The sequence below is a fragment of the Cytobacillus spongiae genome, assembly GCF_021390075.1.
In genome coordinates this window covers 92,012-107,438 of sequence record NZ_CP089998.1, presented here as the reverse complement: position 1 = coordinate 107,438, position 15,427 = coordinate 92,012, and the positions used below count along the sequence as shown (strand labels likewise).

21 protein-coding genes are annotated in these 15,427 nt (G+C 39.1%); 4 read left to right on the top strand and 17 right to left on the bottom strand.

The window, feature by feature from the left end; translation table 11 throughout:
• Nucleotides 1-3: 3 nt before the first annotated feature.
• The 14 genes from LS684_RS21000 to LS684_RS20935 all read right to left on the bottom strand — a co-directional run bounded on the left by LS684_RS21000 (nucleotide 4) and on the right by LS684_RS20935 (nucleotide 9,015).
• Nucleotides 4-534: a RuvC family protein gene (locus tag LS684_RS21000; RefSeq protein WP_233811780.1), complete on the bottom strand. Its 531-nt coding sequence runs from the start codon at nucleotides 532-534 to the stop codon at nucleotides 4-6.
• Nucleotides 531-716, bottom strand: a complete 186-nt coding sequence (locus LS684_RS20995; protein ID WP_233811779.1) for a Fur-regulated basic protein FbpA — start codon at nucleotides 714-716, stop codon at nucleotides 531-533. Before LS684_RS20995 ends, LS684_RS21000 begins: the two co-directional genes overlap by 4 nt.
• Before the next feature lie 13 nt (nucleotides 717-729).
• Nucleotides 730-2,061 (bottom strand): replicative DNA helicase, encoded by a 1,332-nt coding sequence (gene dnaB, locus LS684_RS20990; protein ID WP_233811778.1) that lies wholly within the window; start codon nucleotides 2,059-2,061, stop codon nucleotides 730-732.
• Nucleotides 2,042-2,425: a replicative helicase loader/inhibitor gene (locus LS684_RS20985; RefSeq protein ID WP_233811777.1), complete on the bottom strand. Its 384-nt coding sequence runs from the start codon at nucleotides 2,423-2,425 to the stop codon at nucleotides 2,042-2,044. The genes dnaB and LS684_RS20985 overlap by 20 nt, the downstream gene beginning before the upstream one ends.
• Nucleotides 2,425-3,231 carry a winged helix-turn-helix domain-containing protein gene (locus LS684_RS20980; RefSeq protein WP_233811776.1) on the bottom strand — a complete coding sequence of 269 codons (807 nt, stop codon included), beginning with the start codon at nucleotides 3,229-3,231 and terminating at the stop codon, nucleotides 2,425-2,427. Before LS684_RS20980 ends, LS684_RS20985 begins: the two co-directional genes overlap by 1 nt.
• A gap of 12 nt (nucleotides 3,232-3,243) precedes the next feature.
• The gene (locus LS684_RS20975; RefSeq protein ID WP_233811775.1) at nucleotides 3,244-3,411 is read right to left on the bottom strand and encodes a hypothetical protein; all 168 of its coding nucleotides are present in this window, start codon (nucleotides 3,409-3,411) and stop codon (nucleotides 3,244-3,246) included.
• A 6-nt stretch (nucleotides 3,412-3,417) separates the two neighbouring features.
• Nucleotides 3,418-4,314, bottom strand: a complete 897-nt coding sequence (locus LS684_RS20970; RefSeq protein ID WP_233811774.1) for a RecT family recombinase — start codon at nucleotides 4,312-4,314, stop codon at nucleotides 3,418-3,420.
• Nucleotides 4,314-4,850, bottom strand: a complete 537-nt coding sequence (locus LS684_RS20965) for a hypothetical protein (RefSeq protein WP_233811773.1) — start codon at nucleotides 4,848-4,850, stop codon at nucleotides 4,314-4,316. Before LS684_RS20965 ends, LS684_RS20970 begins: the two co-directional genes overlap by 1 nt.
• 80 nt (nucleotides 4,851-4,930) lie before the next feature.
• The gene (locus LS684_RS20960; RefSeq protein ID WP_233811772.1) at nucleotides 4,931-5,527 is read right to left on the bottom strand and encodes a hypothetical protein; all 597 of its coding nucleotides are present in this window, start codon (nucleotides 5,525-5,527) and stop codon (nucleotides 4,931-4,933) included.
• Nucleotides 5,515-7,047 (bottom strand): AAA family ATPase, encoded by a 1,533-nt coding sequence (locus LS684_RS20955; protein WP_233811771.1) that lies wholly within the window; start codon nucleotides 7,045-7,047, stop codon nucleotides 5,515-5,517. Before LS684_RS20955 ends, LS684_RS20960 begins: the two co-directional genes overlap by 13 nt.
• Nucleotides 7,048-7,314: 267 nt before the next feature.
• Nucleotides 7,315-7,485: a hypothetical protein gene (locus LS684_RS20950; protein ID WP_233811770.1), complete on the bottom strand. Its 171-nt coding sequence runs from the start codon at nucleotides 7,483-7,485 to the stop codon at nucleotides 7,315-7,317.
• A 65-nt stretch (nucleotides 7,486-7,550) separates the two neighbouring features.
• Nucleotides 7,551-8,294: a phage antirepressor KilAC domain-containing protein gene (locus tag LS684_RS20945; RefSeq protein WP_233811769.1), complete on the bottom strand. Its 744-nt coding sequence runs from the start codon at nucleotides 8,292-8,294 to the stop codon at nucleotides 7,551-7,553.
• An 81-nt stretch (nucleotides 8,295-8,375) separates the two neighbouring features.
• Entirely contained in the window at nucleotides 8,376-8,666 is a 291-nt protein-coding gene (locus tag LS684_RS20940) for a helix-turn-helix domain-containing protein (protein ID WP_233811768.1), read from the bottom strand.
• 88 nt (nucleotides 8,667-8,754) lie between these two features.
• Nucleotides 8,755-9,015, bottom strand: a complete 261-nt coding sequence (locus tag LS684_RS20935) for a helix-turn-helix transcriptional regulator (RefSeq protein ID WP_233811767.1) — start codon at nucleotides 9,013-9,015, stop codon at nucleotides 8,755-8,757.
• A gap of 122 nt (nucleotides 9,016-9,137) precedes the next feature.
• On the opposite strand from LS684_RS20935, the gene LS684_RS20930 reads away from it, so the two are divergent.
• The 4 genes from LS684_RS20930 to LS684_RS20915 are packed head-to-tail and all read left to right on the top strand — an operon-like array spanning nucleotide 9,138 to nucleotide 12,095.
• Nucleotides 9,138-9,533: a helix-turn-helix domain-containing protein gene (locus LS684_RS20930; RefSeq protein ID WP_233811766.1), complete on the top strand. Its 396-nt coding sequence runs from the start codon at nucleotides 9,138-9,140 to the stop codon at nucleotides 9,531-9,533.
• A complete protein-coding gene (locus LS684_RS20925; protein ID WP_233811765.1) occupies nucleotides 9,505-10,569 on the top strand; it encodes an ImmA/IrrE family metallo-endopeptidase in 1,065 nt (354 codons plus the stop codon). The genes LS684_RS20930 and LS684_RS20925 overlap by 29 nt, the downstream gene beginning before the upstream one ends.
• Nucleotides 10,570-10,596: 27 nt before the next feature.
• Nucleotides 10,597-10,935 (top strand): zinc ribbon domain-containing protein, encoded by a 339-nt coding sequence (locus LS684_RS20920; protein ID WP_233811764.1) that lies wholly within the window; start codon nucleotides 10,597-10,599, stop codon nucleotides 10,933-10,935.
• A gap of 8 nt (nucleotides 10,936-10,943) precedes the next feature.
• Nucleotides 10,944-12,095 carry a site-specific integrase gene (locus LS684_RS20915; protein WP_233811763.1) on the top strand — a complete coding sequence of 384 codons (1,152 nt, stop codon included), beginning with the start codon at nucleotides 10,944-10,946 and terminating at the stop codon, nucleotides 12,093-12,095.
• Between the two features lie 108 nt (nucleotides 12,096-12,203).
• On the opposite strand, the gene glnA is transcribed toward LS684_RS20915, so the two are convergent.
• From glnA to LS684_RS20900, 3 genes are all read right to left on the bottom strand, one after another.
• A complete protein-coding gene (gene glnA, locus LS684_RS20910) occupies nucleotides 12,204-13,538 on the bottom strand; it encodes a type I glutamate--ammonia ligase (RefSeq protein ID WP_169215892.1) in 1,335 nt (444 codons plus the stop codon).
• A gap of 37 nt (nucleotides 13,539-13,575) precedes the next feature.
• Nucleotides 13,576-13,992, bottom strand: a complete 417-nt coding sequence (locus tag LS684_RS20905; RefSeq protein WP_169215893.1) for a MerR family transcriptional regulator — start codon at nucleotides 13,990-13,992, stop codon at nucleotides 13,576-13,578.
• Between the two features lie 139 nt (nucleotides 13,993-14,131).
• Nucleotides 14,132-15,409: a methionine gamma-lyase family protein gene (locus LS684_RS20900; RefSeq protein ID WP_169215894.1), complete on the bottom strand. Its 1,278-nt coding sequence runs from the start codon at nucleotides 15,407-15,409 to the stop codon at nucleotides 14,132-14,134.
• Nucleotides 15,410-15,427 lie beyond the last annotated feature (18 nt).

The following is a 15,427-nucleotide window of genomic DNA, read 5'->3' as shown; positions in this document are numbered from 1 at the left end:
TTGTCATGCTTTTTTCTTCTTTTTGGTTTTAGGTTTCGGATTTCTTATCGCATCGATCACATCGTGTTGATATTTAAGTTTAGTAATCCTCTCCGGTCCGATACTGAAACACCTGGCAATTTCGGCTAATACATAAGCATCAATTACGTTGTCACTCCTGTGTTCAAACCCAAATGATTTATAAACATGGACTGCTAACTGGTTTTTGGGTGTGTTACCTTTTCCGCTTGCGTACTTTTTCAATTGGCTAGGTGAAGCTTCAATGTAATTAAATCCTTTCCTGGTAAGTGCCATTCTCAATCCCCATCCAATTCCACCAAGCTGAATCGCCTGTTGAGAAGCGAAGCCAAATCCTTCGATGCAAATGGTGTCTCCTCTTTGCATAAACGACATAACCTCATCGATGAGAGTAATCATCCTGTATGGATCCTCGCTTCCTGCACCGGTCAGTTCTTTTGCTTTCAAGATCGTTCCGTAAGCATCTACGGCAACTAATCCTGTCTTTGTGGATGGATCGATACCGACAAATCTCATAATGCTCTCCTCCTCGCTTTCTCTTTCTCATAGACTTGTTCCAACTCTGTGAGAGTCAGCTCATATAGCTGGCTGCCGTCCGGTGATTTGAAATAGCCCATCTTAAGTAGCTCACTTTTATAAAAATCCATCTTCACTTCAATACCTTTTCTTAATTGGCCGAATGGTATTTGAGTAATCATGATCACCGCCCCTTTACATAAAATTCATTTCTTCTTGTTTAACGAGATTGATGAACTTCCCATATTCTTTAATGAATCCAAGCTTTACCGTTCCAGTTGGACCATTCCGATGTTTGCTCACAATCAATTCTGTAATGCCCTTTAGCTCTGAATCCTTGTAGTAATATTCATCCCGGTAAAGGAATCCGATGACATCGGCATCCTGCTCAATCTGTCCAGATTCCCTCAGATCGGACATCATTGGACGCTTGTCCTGTCGTTGCTCAACGCCCCGGGAAAGCTGAGAGAGAGCTACCACGTTGACATCAAGCTCCCTCGCCATTGCCTTGAGTGTCCGGCTGATATCACTGATCTCCTGAAGCCGGTTCCCCTTATAACTCGCGTTCCCCATGATCAACTGCAGGTAATCGATCATGACAAGTATCTTCTTGCCTGGATTTTCTCTTTTGACTTTACGAACTTTCGACCAGATATAATTGACTGTCACACTCGGCTTATCGAATATATGTAGGTCAAGGTTGTTTAAGATCCCAAGTGCTTGTGAGAACTTTGTCCAGTCATTATCCGTAAAGTCTTCGCTCGCGTTTCGCATCTTCTGAGCATCAATGTTTCCAGCAATAGATGCCAATCTCTTAAGCAATTGCTTTTTCGGCATTTCCAAGGAGAATATGCATGGGATATCGCCTTTTTCAGCTGCGTTATATGCGACATTCAAAGCAAAAGCTGTTTTCCCCATCGATGGCCGGGCTCCTATTATGATCAAGTCACTTTCCTGAAACCCGCCGGTGATTTTGTTCAGTTCGTAAAACCCCGTTGAGATCCCGGTCATTTCGTTTGTTTGGGTGGTCAGTTGTTCATAAAGATTAAGAAGCTCGTCTTTAATGCTTCCGTCATCATCTGCAGATTCCTCTTCCTGCATTTTCATCAATTCACTGATCACCGTTTGGATAGCTTCTGCAGGGTCCTCTTCGACCAGTTGCTTTTTGAAGTCATTCGCCAGCTGAATGGAGTGACGTTTTCTCCAGTTTTCAAGTACAAGAGATTCATAGAATTTGAAGTTTCGAATGGTCGGGACGGACTCGGCTACCTTCAACAAGTGCTCGATTCCACCGATCTTTTCTACGCTTGACTCCAATAGGTCGGCAATAGTAGTGATGTCGATGGGAATACCCTTCTTGTCCAGCCTCCTCATCGCCCAGAAGATTCGCTTGTTCTCCATTATGTGAAAGTGAGAATGCTGCAAGACACAATCTTTTATCAGGTCCCCTTCCAGGAGTATGGATCCGATAACGGAGTGTTCAGCCTCTGCATTCACGATTTGAGGCTCATCTATCAGTTGTGTCATTTGATGTCACCTCATTCGGGATGTTCAATATCTTTCTGATCTTCGCCAGTTCTCGTTCCCTTACTTCTGGACTTGCTGCGTTTTTTCTTTCCTTCGCTCTTTCCTTAAACATGTTTTGTGTTTCTTCAGCTGTAGGAACCACTGGTCCTGATGGGATTTCTTTTTCGGGAGCATTAACCAGGTCAGAGATTGTTGGAGCAAATTTGTTTGTAAGAATATGTTGTTCAAGATTGTTAGTGACAAATTCGTATTCAAATTTCTTGAGAACACTTGCCCAAGCATCTACTTTTTCAGAGTAAACATCGAAATTCCCATAGAATTCTTTGATTCGTTTAAACAGTGATTTCACCTGTTCCCTATTCATTACAGGTTCTCCCAATCAATGTTATTTGCTTTTTGCTTTCTAACATCTTGACTATTCGCCCACTTCCCTAAAATAGCCGCTTCTACATATTTAAAATTCTTGATTTCATCCATTCGATGTTTAGGTTCATAGTTGTCAAAAATTTCATCAATCCAGGTAAGTATCTTTTCAAGAGGAATATCATCTTTCAACAATCGTTCAATTGATTTTTCATCCTTAGGGGATAAATCAAAACCCTTAGCTCTTCTCCGTAGATATTTGTTTTTGATTTGATCCCTAGGAGAAGGATTATTAATTTCTGAATTAGACATTTCATCCACCCCAACTGTTGTTTTTATATCTTCTTTTATTTTTATATCTTTTATATCTTTATTAGATATGACAGATTTGGCACTTCTCTTGGACAAATGTGGCACTTCTCTCTGCTCAGATATGACAGATTTGGCACTTCTCTTATTTTCAGATGTGCCATTTTTGGCACCTCTCTTGTTGATGAATTTTTTCGATTTCTTCACTCTGTAGATTTCTCCATAAGGAGCTCTCTTTGTTTCGATATATCCAAATTCTTTGAGGCGAGCTATATTTCTTTTAGCGGTCCTTTCGCTTCCACCAAGATCATTTGATATTTCACAAATTTTAATTGGCTTTCCACCAAGGACGATGCCCCAGGTTTCATCATCCTCCACTTCCTCCTTGGTGGTCTTTGAGATTAACCATAGGAATTCCCAAAGAGCAGGACCGATATTTTCTTTGTGATCTGGTGAGATCAGTCCTGAGTAAACAGGAAAGAAGAAACTTTCGGGCATCGTTTTACCCCCTTACAACTCTTCCGATCGTTGACAAATTGCAAAACCATTTTTAACAGCAACCACTCTGTAATGAGGATAGTGCTTCATGTAGTCCATAATGAATTGCTTCGCTTCTTCTTTATTGGCTGCTTGTTTCCAAATCCACTTTGGTAATAGGACCCGGTATTGGCCATTCATTTACAATCAGTCCAGCTGACCTTCGTCGAAGTCGAATTCTATTTCAATGGATTCATTTTTCTTCGCTTCTTCAATCTTCATGTCTACCAATTTCGACAATCCGGTTACTTGGCCAAGATTAAGGTCGTCCGGCTTTTTGTTGAAGTTTGATTTAACCAGGGCAGTCACGTCTTTTTTAGTAAGAGTTGATGCTTTCACCTTTGCATCAATCTCACCCCAAACTTTTTTGATATCTGCCGTTTCATCGACTACTTCAGCTTCTTGTCCAAGGTCTTCCGGCGTGATGTCCTTTCGTTCCCTTGACTGGTAAGAGTCCATGTTATCTTCCTGGGCGGTTGAAGCATCATCCACATCAATTCCGAATTGAAGCTTTAATGCACGCTTCAAAGCGTGCTTTTTGAACATGTCATTGTAGTATGTCTTCCATTGGGACCCTGACTTATTTCTTAGATGATCAACCTCTTCTGCCTCAATGACAACGACTTTGTCCGGGTAACCTTCACGTTTGGCAATAGCATAGGCCGCGGCTACCTTGCCCCGAGGGATTTTGATGGTATGCTTTTCAATCTTAAGTTCCTGTGTATCAGGATCTACACCAATTTCAAAGTCATCGTTTTCATGGACCAGTTGAACCGTTACCCCTTTATAATCTTCACGCTGTTGAGCAAGATACTGAATGCCTTCCACAGACACCTGGATGCTCATTTGATTGCCGTACTTGATGAAGTAGATATGATTCTTGAAAGGATTAAGGTTGTTCTGTTTACAAATTTGAATGAAAAGTGCCAGCTCCTCGTTAGTTGCTCCTTTGGCAATCGAGTTTACAACGACCTCTAACTCCTTTTGAGTGAACACATTCTCGAATTCTTGAGTATTGATTGCGGATAATTGATTTTTGCTCATTAATTAGAACCTCCTAATTTTCCGTGTTTTTGTGAAATCACCATCGAGTAGTTTGCTATTTCCGAACAAAACTCAGAAATTATATCTTTATCTTTATCATGCCGAATCAATTCCTTCCGAAGTTGTTCAGTCCTCGTAAGGATGTATCCTGTTAGATCTTGATGATGTTGTGACTCTAAACTCTCCCGAAAAGTTTCTTCGTCATATTTCATTTTTCTTTCCATGCTATAGCTGAATCTTCTTATCTCTGCTCTTGGTTTAGGTGCAGGTTCCATTTGTTGAACGAAATTAGCAATCTCTTCGCCAAGTTCATAAATAAGTACGCAATCCCTGTCCATACCAAATCTCATAGCAATTAGATCAAAGGTACCTTTATCCCAATACGTTTCTAAGATTTCATTTTTCATAAACGCTTCTATTGCTTCGTCTAAGAAATCTAAATGAGTACTAGTTATATGTTGGCTCACTTCATCTCCTCCTTCATTCGTTGGACCAAGCAACCGAGATTGCAGAACAAACCTTTTCCCCGGTGCCATACCTGGTCACCTTTATAAATTGGTTGCTCACAGTTTTGATTAGTGCAGATGTTAACTGGTTGTTTCATCCTTTCAGCCCCTTATTCTTTGATATCTAATTCAGCAGCTTTATTTTGCAGACTCTCTAACATTTTAGGAATGTTAAGTCTTTCGATAATGTCCACCGATAACTGCTCTTTCAGGTTATTTTCAAGAGCTTTAACAATTGTTTCCTCTGCATCCTTACGAGCCGTTTGGATCATGGCGCTTACTTTTCCAGTTAGCTCCTTAGCAAGGTAATTCTTAATGAAATATTCAGAGATTGAGAGTTTTTTATCACTGCTATAACGTGCTTCTTTTCCATCTCCATCAAGGGTTTTTTCAGTGAGATAGCTTTCATACCGGATTCCAATAAATTCGCTTATCGGTATTAACTCAACTTCTGAACCCCAACCGTTTTTCTTATATGGGATTTTCAATTCACTGATTTTATTTTCCAATGCACCATGAATGAAATTATCAGCAACTTCATTTGCTTTTAATTCAACTTCCTTTTCGATTTTTGCAAGCACCTTTTGTTCGGCCTTTTGAATAAGTCTATCTTGCAAACCTGATATAACCTGACTTTTGATTACATCATCCAAGTTGTCTTCTTCTCCAAACCAGTCCAGTTCCAACTCAATATTTATCTTCGCCAATATTTAGCCCCCTCTGTTTCTACAGTTTTAATATTTAGATCCTCATCCTTCACCCTGGCCACAATTAGCTGACCTGCCGGTGCAGTGAAGTTTAGAATCGATTCGGCATTATCTACAAATGTCGGAGCAATAACCTCTGACTGCTGGCTTAATACCTCAATCAACTCCAGACCTGCTTTAATCTTCTCTGCAGTGGAAAGCTTGCTGTATGGCTTGCCATCCATTTCAATTTCGAATGTCGCCTTCTCTTCTCCGTTTTTAAGAGTTTCAAAGAGCTTGATGGATATTGTGGTAAATAGCTCATCCACCTTGCTGACCATTAATTCCGATCGCTTAGACTTGAACTTTTTGATAGCATCGACAATTGCCTTTGATGTGACCAGTTCTTTTCGAAAGGCTTCCTTCTTCTCCATTGCTTCCTTATGATCAGATTCCAAGTTTGCTGATTGCTCTGAATCCCTGATCGCTATTTGTAGCTGCATCAATTTATCTTCAATATCGTTTAACTCAACTCGATTTATTTCACCTGGATCCTGAATTTCAGCAAGTTTTCCTTTAAGCTCGTTTACTTTTTTAACAAGGTCCTGTCCTTTTGCGACTTCTTTATTGAATCGCCTCACCCTGTCTTCCTTTACTTTCTGAATGGCCGACTCGTCCAAAGGTTGTCCGCAAGTGGAACATAGCTCCTTAACCGTTTCATCTTTAATCCCTTGAACTACTACCTTTTGATTGGCAACCTGAGAAGTTAAATTATCGATTTGACCTTCCAGTCGATTTCTTTCGATGATGATCTTTTGAGTCTTTGCATTCTCTTCATCGATTTCAGTGCGCTTCTTATGTAGAAGCTCAACTTCTTTCTTAACGTGTTGAACATCGTCTGCTTTGTTGCTATGCTTTGACATCTGTTCTTCAAGGGTTGCAACACGCTCAGCTGCTCTCTCGTATGCCTTATCACTTGAGCGCACTTTTTCACGATGAAGTTTATCTAAGTCATCAAGTGAGTGTTTCTTCAATGGCTCCTCAAGTCGTTCGAGGTCAACCTTTGAAAGTTCGGCCAGCACTTCTTTGTTCAGTGGTTCGCTCACATATTGAAGTAGCTGAGCTCTTTGATCCTGCCAGTGTTGAGTAAAGAAAAAGGCTGGGTTGAACAAAGAGAGAATCAGGTTCTTATCAAACTGACTTTCCAAGTACTCATTGAACTCAGTTGCCTTCTTAGGTACTTCATTTAGAAAATACTTGGCGGTTTTCTTTTGCTTACGACCGAACAAGATATCCTTGCCTGCAATGTTTACCAGGAGCTCTACCTGGGTTTCCGTTTCTTCTTCCGTATCGATTGGCCGAGGATCCAACTTGCTGCCTGAAATATCCGTTCCGAATAGAACCCAGGAGATTGCATCCCCTATTGAAGATTTCCCGGCGCCATTCCTGCCCTGGATGTTGGTAACATCACCGAACTTTACTGTTACTGATTTATGATTTTTAAAGTTTTCAAGTGCTAATGTTTTAAAAGCGATTTGCATTTTTCACCCTCCAGTTGATTTTGGTTGGTGATTCCGATACTATTTAAATAAAGTTGCTGTATAGAATCACCTTTTAAATGATCCGTGTTGGCGCACGGGTCATTTTTCATTTTCAGGAGCCGCCGGTGCCTTTAAGATCACCACTCCTTTCAGGAAACCGTTCCATAGGAAGGATTGATATTGTTCCCATGTGATTTCAATAACCTCTCCTCGATCGTCCTGGTACCCCTTAATATGCTCACCCTCTTTCAAGGTTTTGGCTGCCGATTAAGCCGATTGAACTTTGACACATTCAGTATCATGTGACATTTTGTATAACTTTTCTTTCGCTTCTAATTCCACAGCGATAAGTAATGCCGGAGCCTTTTTAGCCTCTCTACACATCTGAAGTACTTCACTCGCTTTCATCATTCTACTTGCGGTAAACACACCATTCATATTAATAAATCTCCTCTGCTTCTTATTTGGTTATGAACCATTTATACTTCTGAACTAATTATCAACTAAACTATCTGACTATCTGGGCGCTCAATAACTGGGTAAATACCTTCTTTTTTCAGTAGGTCGTATATGAACAATCTCCCCTTTTGAGTCCACTTAGTGCTCACTTTTGATTTGTCAGCATCGATTACGTGGGTGGTTGTCTGCGTGTACCCTTTGTCTTGATGTTTTGCATACATTAACCAAATGTCACCTTGTTTGAATTGAACCCCTAAGTCATGAAGCTTTTTATTCATTGCCCTGGCACTCATTCCGTAATCCTTAGCAATCTTTGAAACTGATAAAAGCGATTTGTTTTGAAGGACCATGTCATAGTAAGAAGCTTTAGGCTGTAATTCATTTACCTGTTGATGTAATACCAGGTTATCTGTACTTAAAGCCTTCACCCTTTTCTCTAGATACTCATGTGCTCGTTTGATGACCATTTCAGGACTGTTCCATTTTCTTTCGAGTTCTAAGAAGTATTGACGGGCTTGCTTACCCTTATCAGATCGTTGGATCATCGAGATCTCTTTTGCCATATCTAGTTTCAAATGATGTTCTATATAAGTCGTTGAGTTACCCTGTGCTGTTACTCTCTTTTGAGTAATAGCTATAAAGTCTTGATTTTCTTTAAACCCATATTCAGCCATTCTAGGTAACCAATCATTGTATCTTGCTTTTACTTCTAGGAACTCATGCAGCTCTCTACCACTTACTAAGATTTCTCCATTTTCATTCTGGTTAGTGTTTATCAATTCATTCATCTCATTCTCTCCTCCTAATAAATATTCCAAATATTAATTATCAAAATTCTGCACCAGGGGTAGAAAAAGTTTACCTACTGACTAATCAGCATTTATGTTTTTTCTAAGCCATTCCATCACCATATCCCTAGGAAAGAGCAACCTTTCTCCCACTTTAAACTTCGGAAAGTCCTCCCTCTGAATTATGTGAGCATCTAATGTTTGAGGACTTACATTAAATATGTGTTTGGCTAACTGGGATTTACTTAGTAAGACAGGAAGATCATTTCCCAGCTTCTTATCTTCGTTTATTTGAATCATTACTTCTAGAACAGCATCATACATAGCTTGCTTAAAAGTATCTGATTCTGTTTTCATTGAAATCTCAAACATTTCATCACCTCCTAGAAACCAATTTTAAAAACACATATAATACGGGATAAAAAACGCTATTTTCTATTGCGTTATTATAAATGACGGTTTATAATAATGACTGTGAGGGATCTTTTGAAGAACGTATTACCTTAACATCCGCTAAATCCGGAAACAATTTTTCGGGAGATGTCTCAAAATACCTTGCAAGTTTAAATAATAATCTTGCATCGGGATTGCCTCTACCACTCTCAATATTTCGGATATGGCTTTCAGTTACATCAAGGTCAATAGAGAGTTGACGCTGGGTAACTTTAAATTGTTTACGGTACGATTTAAAAGTTTCCCTACGACGTGATATATCTTCCATAATCGGTTCTCCTTTCGATGTGCTTTTAATTGACTACCACATCATATCACGTCATTTTAAAACACGTCAACCCTTATTGCGTCATTTTAAATGAATTTTTTAATTTATAGGAGGAAAATCAGTTGAATCCAGAAGAGAAGAAGAAGATGGGTATGCGAATAAGGACGTGTAGACAAGCAATTAACTTATCTCAAGAAGGTTTAGCAAATCAACTAGGTATGAAAAGAACTAATATTGCTAATTACGAAGCAGGGAGAGTAATTCCACCAGGAAACATAATACTTGAATTGGCAGATATATTTGGCGTTACAACTGATTATTTATTAGGGCGCGCTGATGATCCTCAAGGAAAAGCAAATCCCCTTGATGATGATTTACGTCAAATTCAAAGAGCTAAGAAAAGATTAAAAACTCCAGCAGAGAAGGAAAGAATGGAGAGAATGGTTGAATTAATTAAATTGTCTTTTTTGGACGCTTTTGAAGAAGAAGATGATGATGGTGATGATGATGATATCTAAACCAAATTTTAAAAAAGCTGAAAAAGAAGCTTACCTACTTTTAGAAACAGCAAATGTTCGTGAACTTCCAGTTAAAGTGAAAAAATTAGCAAAGCTTTTTCCGAATTTAAAAATAAAAACTTATTCTTGGTATGCTGATAAATGGAGACTCACTATTGATGAAGTTTGTGAGTTTGCTGACAGTGACGAGGGATGCTGCTGGTACATAAAATCTCAGGACAAATACTTAATTTTATATAATGACCAAGTTGAAAATATCGGAAGGGTCAGGTGGACAATTGCGCATGAATTAGGTCATTACATTCTAAAGCATAACGAAAAAAGTAATAAGGCGATCTTTGCAAGAAGTTCACTTTCTGAAACAGAATATGATGTATTTGAAAAAGAAGCTAACTGTTTCGCTAGAACGATTCTAGCTCCTCTCCCTGTGCTTTCTAATTTAGGGAATATAGATGTACCGCTGATTTCAGATTTATGCCACATTTCTTGGGAAGCATCATCTCATATAATCTCTTTTTTACAACGAGGCCGTGAAATGGGGATTTCTTATAGCCAGAAGACAAAACCAATAAAACTCTTTTCTAACTATATTTATAAATTAAATAACAAACATTTTTGCAGAGAATGTCGATCAGAAATAATAAAGAAAAACATAAAGTTTTGTCCTGTTTGTGGAGCCTCCACTCTATACAAAACAATTCGCATTTTAGGAGTTGAAAAAGATATGTTATATAACAAAATTGAATTAGACGATGAAGGCAGAGCAATTACGTGTCCTACGTGTGAAAATGAAGAAGTACATGATGGAACATTTTGCAAAATTTGTGGTGTTACAGTGATAAATAAATGCGGAAACATGGAGTATTGGAATGGAGAACTTCAATGGGAGTGCGGGGAGCTAGCTGAAGGAAATGCAAGATTTTGCACTAAGTGTGGTCACGCAACAACTTTTTTTGAAAATAAAATTCTTAGGACTTGGCAAGCTGAAAAGGAAGAAATGGAAGAACAAGAACAATTTATGAATTCGCCCTTTTAATATTACTAAAAATTCTTAGGTGGTTTTATGAAATATTCTGGTATAAAGGTTAACATTTACGGTCATACATCTGTTTGTCCTATGTGCGGAGAAGGAGATTTTGATATTTCGCCCAGGGATTATTGCCCAAGCTGTGGTTCTCCAGTAATTAATAAATGTGCAGATGAAAATAAATACTTAGAGAATGGATGGGCATATACTCATCCGAGTTGTAATTCGATCTTGGATTCAAATGCGAGATACTGTCCTTTCTGTGGGAACCATTCAATATTTTTCTGGTATGAAATGTTAGATCATTGGAAAGTTGAAAAAAACTCGATTTCATATAGTGAATTAGATGTATTAAGAAAAGAATTAGGCAGGTGAAGCTAAATATGGCTACTTTCAGAAAGCGCGGAGACAAATGGGAGTTCAGGATCTCTTACAAAGATCCTTTCTCTCAAAAATACAAAGTAAAATCCAAAAGTGGTTTTAACACAAAAAAAGATGCACAAAATGCAGCTAGACTCCAAGAACAAAGAATTGAAGATGGGATTAATGAGTCCCCTACCTCATTAAAAGAATATTTAGTCGTTTGGCTAAACGACTATAAAAAGAATACTGTTCGAAAAAACACATTCGAATTGCATCAAAGAAATATTAAGAACCACATTATTCCTTATTTTAAAGATATACAAATTACCTCTATTAAACCCATTATGTATCAAAAATTTATAAACCATTTAGCAAGCCAGAATTATAGTAAAAGAACTATAGAGATAATTCACGGAACTATGTTTGGTGCATTTAAAAAAGCAGTTATCCTTGAAATGATTGACAAAAACCCTTGTGATGGAATTACAATACCTAAACAAATAAATAATAAAAAAGAAGGCATCCGCTACATTTCTTCAAACGATATTCCTTCATTCTTGCAGACTGCTTTTAAATATAATTATGTTTACTATGTTTTCTTTTTAGCTTTAATTGAAACTGGAATGAGAAAAGGTGAAGCAGCTGCACTTCAATGGCAAGATATTAACTTAAAGAAAAAATATATTGACGTTAACAAAACTCTAGATTTCCAAGCAGAGTCCGAGGACAAACTATTTGGAGACCCGAAGACATTTGAGTCCTCCAGAAGAATTACTATCACAGATGCATTTGCAGAGGTATTAAAAGAGCATAAAAAGTGGCAGTTCCAGAATAAAAATATGCTGAAAGGTGATTACAAACATGATTTGAATTTAGTTTTCAGCAAAATAGATGGATCCCATCTTCCAAAAAGCACTTTATTTAATGCATTTAACAAAATCCTTAAACAAGCTAATATTGACCGCATCCCCATTCATGATTTAAGACACACACACGCAGTCTTGTTATTAGAAGCTGGTGCAAGTATGAAATATATTCAAGAAAGATTAGGTCATAAAAGCATGGCAGTAACTGCAGATATATATGCTCATATTAGTGAGAAAATCGATAAGGAGACAGTCTCAAGTTTTGAAGAGTACATGAACAAAATAAGAAACCCTAATTTTTTTTGACTTTGATTTTGGTCGTATTTTGGTCATTTGAAATTCCCTTCCCTTCTTTTCTTCTTGGACCAAAATAAAAAAATCCCCCAACACCAGTGGTGTCAAGGGATTCCTCTGTTAATACATTTGGATATATTGTTCACGTTCCCAAGGATGTACTTGTGTACGGAACATATCCCACTCGATTTCTTTCGCTTCTACGAAGTGTTCGAATATATGCTCACCAAGAGATTTAACGATTACCTCATTTGTTTTTAGGTTCTCCAATGCAGCATGCAATGTTGCTGGAAGGTCGACAATCCCTGCTTCTTCACGCTCTTTTTTGTCCATAACATAGATGTTGCGGTCGATGGGCTTAGGTGCAGGAAGATTATTTTTGATTCCATCCAATCCGGCTGCCAGTAATACTGCCATGGCAAGGTATGGGTTTGCCGCTGGGTCGACACTTCGTACTTCCACACGTGTACTTAACCCACGGGAAGCAGGAATACGGATTAGCGGGCTGCGGTTACGCGCGGACCAAGCAACATAACAAGGTGCTTCATATCCGGGAACCAGTCGTTTGTATGAGTTTACAGTCGGATTGGTGATCGCTGTAAAGTCAGTGGCATGCTTAATGATTCCAGCCAGGAATTGGCGGGCTGTGTCACTTAATTGTAAATCTCCCTTTTCATCAAAGAAAGAGTTTTCTCCATTTTTGAACAGGGACATGTTACAATGCATCCCTGAGCCATTCACACCAAAAAGAGGTTTTGGCATGAAAGTTGCGTGTAATCCATGCTTACGGGCAATTGTTTTAACTACCAATTTAAATGTTTGGATGTCGTCACAAGCTCTTAATGCACTTGCATATTTGAAATCGATCTCATGTTGTCCAGGAGCAACTTCGTGGTGAGAAGCTTCGATTTCAAAGCCCATTTCTTCCAATTCCAATGCGATATCACGACGGCAGTTTTCTCCTAAATCTGTTGGTGCTAAATCGAAATAACCGCCATTGTCGTTCAGTTCCAGTGTAGGCTCTCCATTTTCGTCTAATTTGAAGAGGAAGAATTCCGGCTCTGGTCCAAGATTGAAATCAGTAAATCCAAGCTCTTCCATTTCTGCTAAGACACGCTTTAGGTTGTTACGCGGATCCCCTTCAAATGGAGTGCCGTCCGGATTATAGATGTCACAGATCAGTCGTGCTACTTTCCCTTTTTCAGCAGTCCAAGGGAACACAAGCCAAGTATCTAAATCAGGGAATAGGTACATATCTGATTCTTCAATGCGGACAAATCCTTCAATGGAAGAACCATCAAACATCATCTTGTTGTCTAGAGCCTTTTCAAGCTGACTTAAAGGGATTTCTACGTTTTTGATCGTCCCCAGGATATCTGTGAATTGTAATCGAATGAACTTGACTCCCTCTTCATTCGCTAATCTTAAAACATCTTCTCGAGTATACTTTGCCATTTACGTAATTCCTCCTCAAGTTTATTAAAGGTTTTATTTAATGAAAAAAGCGGGACATGTCACCTTGACGTAAAGATGCTTTAGTAAATCTGCCTGAATGCATTAATTCATTTCTAAGCAATTTACGGAGCTCGTCATCAGATAGATCCTGTCGTGCTTTTTCTTCCTTTTCATTGCTTACGTCAGATACGACTTCAGATTCATTGTGACTGGATACAGCAAATATCTTCTTAATTCCAGCCATATTAATGCCTTGATCTAACAGATCCTTTACTTCTAATAACTTATCAATGTCATTCAAGGAAAAGAGCCTTCGATTACCATCGGTCCGTGCCGGGTTTATCAGACTGTGCTCTTCATAGTATCGAATCTGACGAGCTGATAGGTCCGTGAGCTGCATGACAATACTGATTGGAAACAGTGCCATCGTTCGACGAATTTCACTTCCGCTCATCTTGATTCCTCCTTTTCATTTCCTTCTTGACCTTATTATATGTAATGTCAGGAGTTCTGTCAATCAAATGTTAGATTTTCTTACATGAGAATTCAAAAGGAAAGGACAGTCACATTTAGACTATCCAGTTACTCCTTTATTATCCCGAGGTCACAGAGATTAAACCTTTTTCTATTAAAAGATCTACTGCTGAGCACACGGCGATCTTTACGTGAGCGTAGGTTAACCCTCCCTGGACATATGCTACATAGGGGGGTCTGATTGGCCCGTCGGCAGATAGTTCAATGCTGGAGCCTTGTATGAAGGTTCCGGCTGCCATTATGACATCATCTTCATAACCAGGCATATAGTTGGGATATGGTGTGAAGTGCGAATTGATAGGAGATGCAAACTGTATCGCCTGACAAAATGCTACCATCTTATCCTTGTCATTGAATTGTACCGACTGGATTAAATCTGTCCGCTTTGCGTGAGGGCCTGGGTTCGTATCCATACCAAGCTCTGTCAATAGAGCCGATGTAAATACAGCGCCCTTTAATGATTGTGCAACCACATGGGGAGCAAGGAAGAATCCTTGGTACATTTCCTGAAGGCTGTACAGGGATGCACCTGCCTCTGCCCCAATGCCTGGGGATGTCATCCTGTAGGAACAGGCATCTACATACCTTTTCTTCCCTACTATATACCCGCCTGTTTTCGCAAGGCCGCCACCAGGGTTTTTAATAAGGGAGCCTGCCATCAGATCCGCCCCTACATGACAAGGTTCCCTTTCTTCAACGAATTCCCCATAGCAGTTGTCTACAAATACAACAATTCCGGGGTTAATCTTTTTAACAAAATCAATCATTTCTTTGATTTCATCAATCGTAAAGGATGGTCTATTGGCATATCCTTTAGATCGCTGAATCCCAATCATTTTAGTTTTGGAAGTGACCGCTTTTTTGACCGATTCATAATCGACCTTCCCCGATTCGAGTAATGGAACACTCTGATAACCAATCTGGAAGTCTTTAAGGGAACCGGTCCCGTTACCCCTGATGCCGACGATTTCTTCGAGGGTGTCGTAGGGTTTTCCGGTTATGTATACTAATTCGTCCCCAGGTCTCAGCACCCCGAATAAAGCAATGGAGATCGCGTGAGTGCCTGAAATGATCTGTGGCCTGACAAGCCCTGCTTCACCACCGAAGACATCGGCATAAATACTTTCCAATGTGTCTCTCCCAGTATCATCATACCCATAACCTGTAGTTGGTATGAAATGGGAATCACTAACCCTGTGCCTTTGATAAGACCGGAGTACTTTAAACTGGTTACTTTCAGCTCTGTCTTCAATCTTTTTGTGTATTTCTTTAATGTTTTCTTCCACTCTTGTTACAAGCGGTTTTAGAGTATTTCCATTCATTAATTGTTCAAACATGAGGTTTTTGTTTCCCTT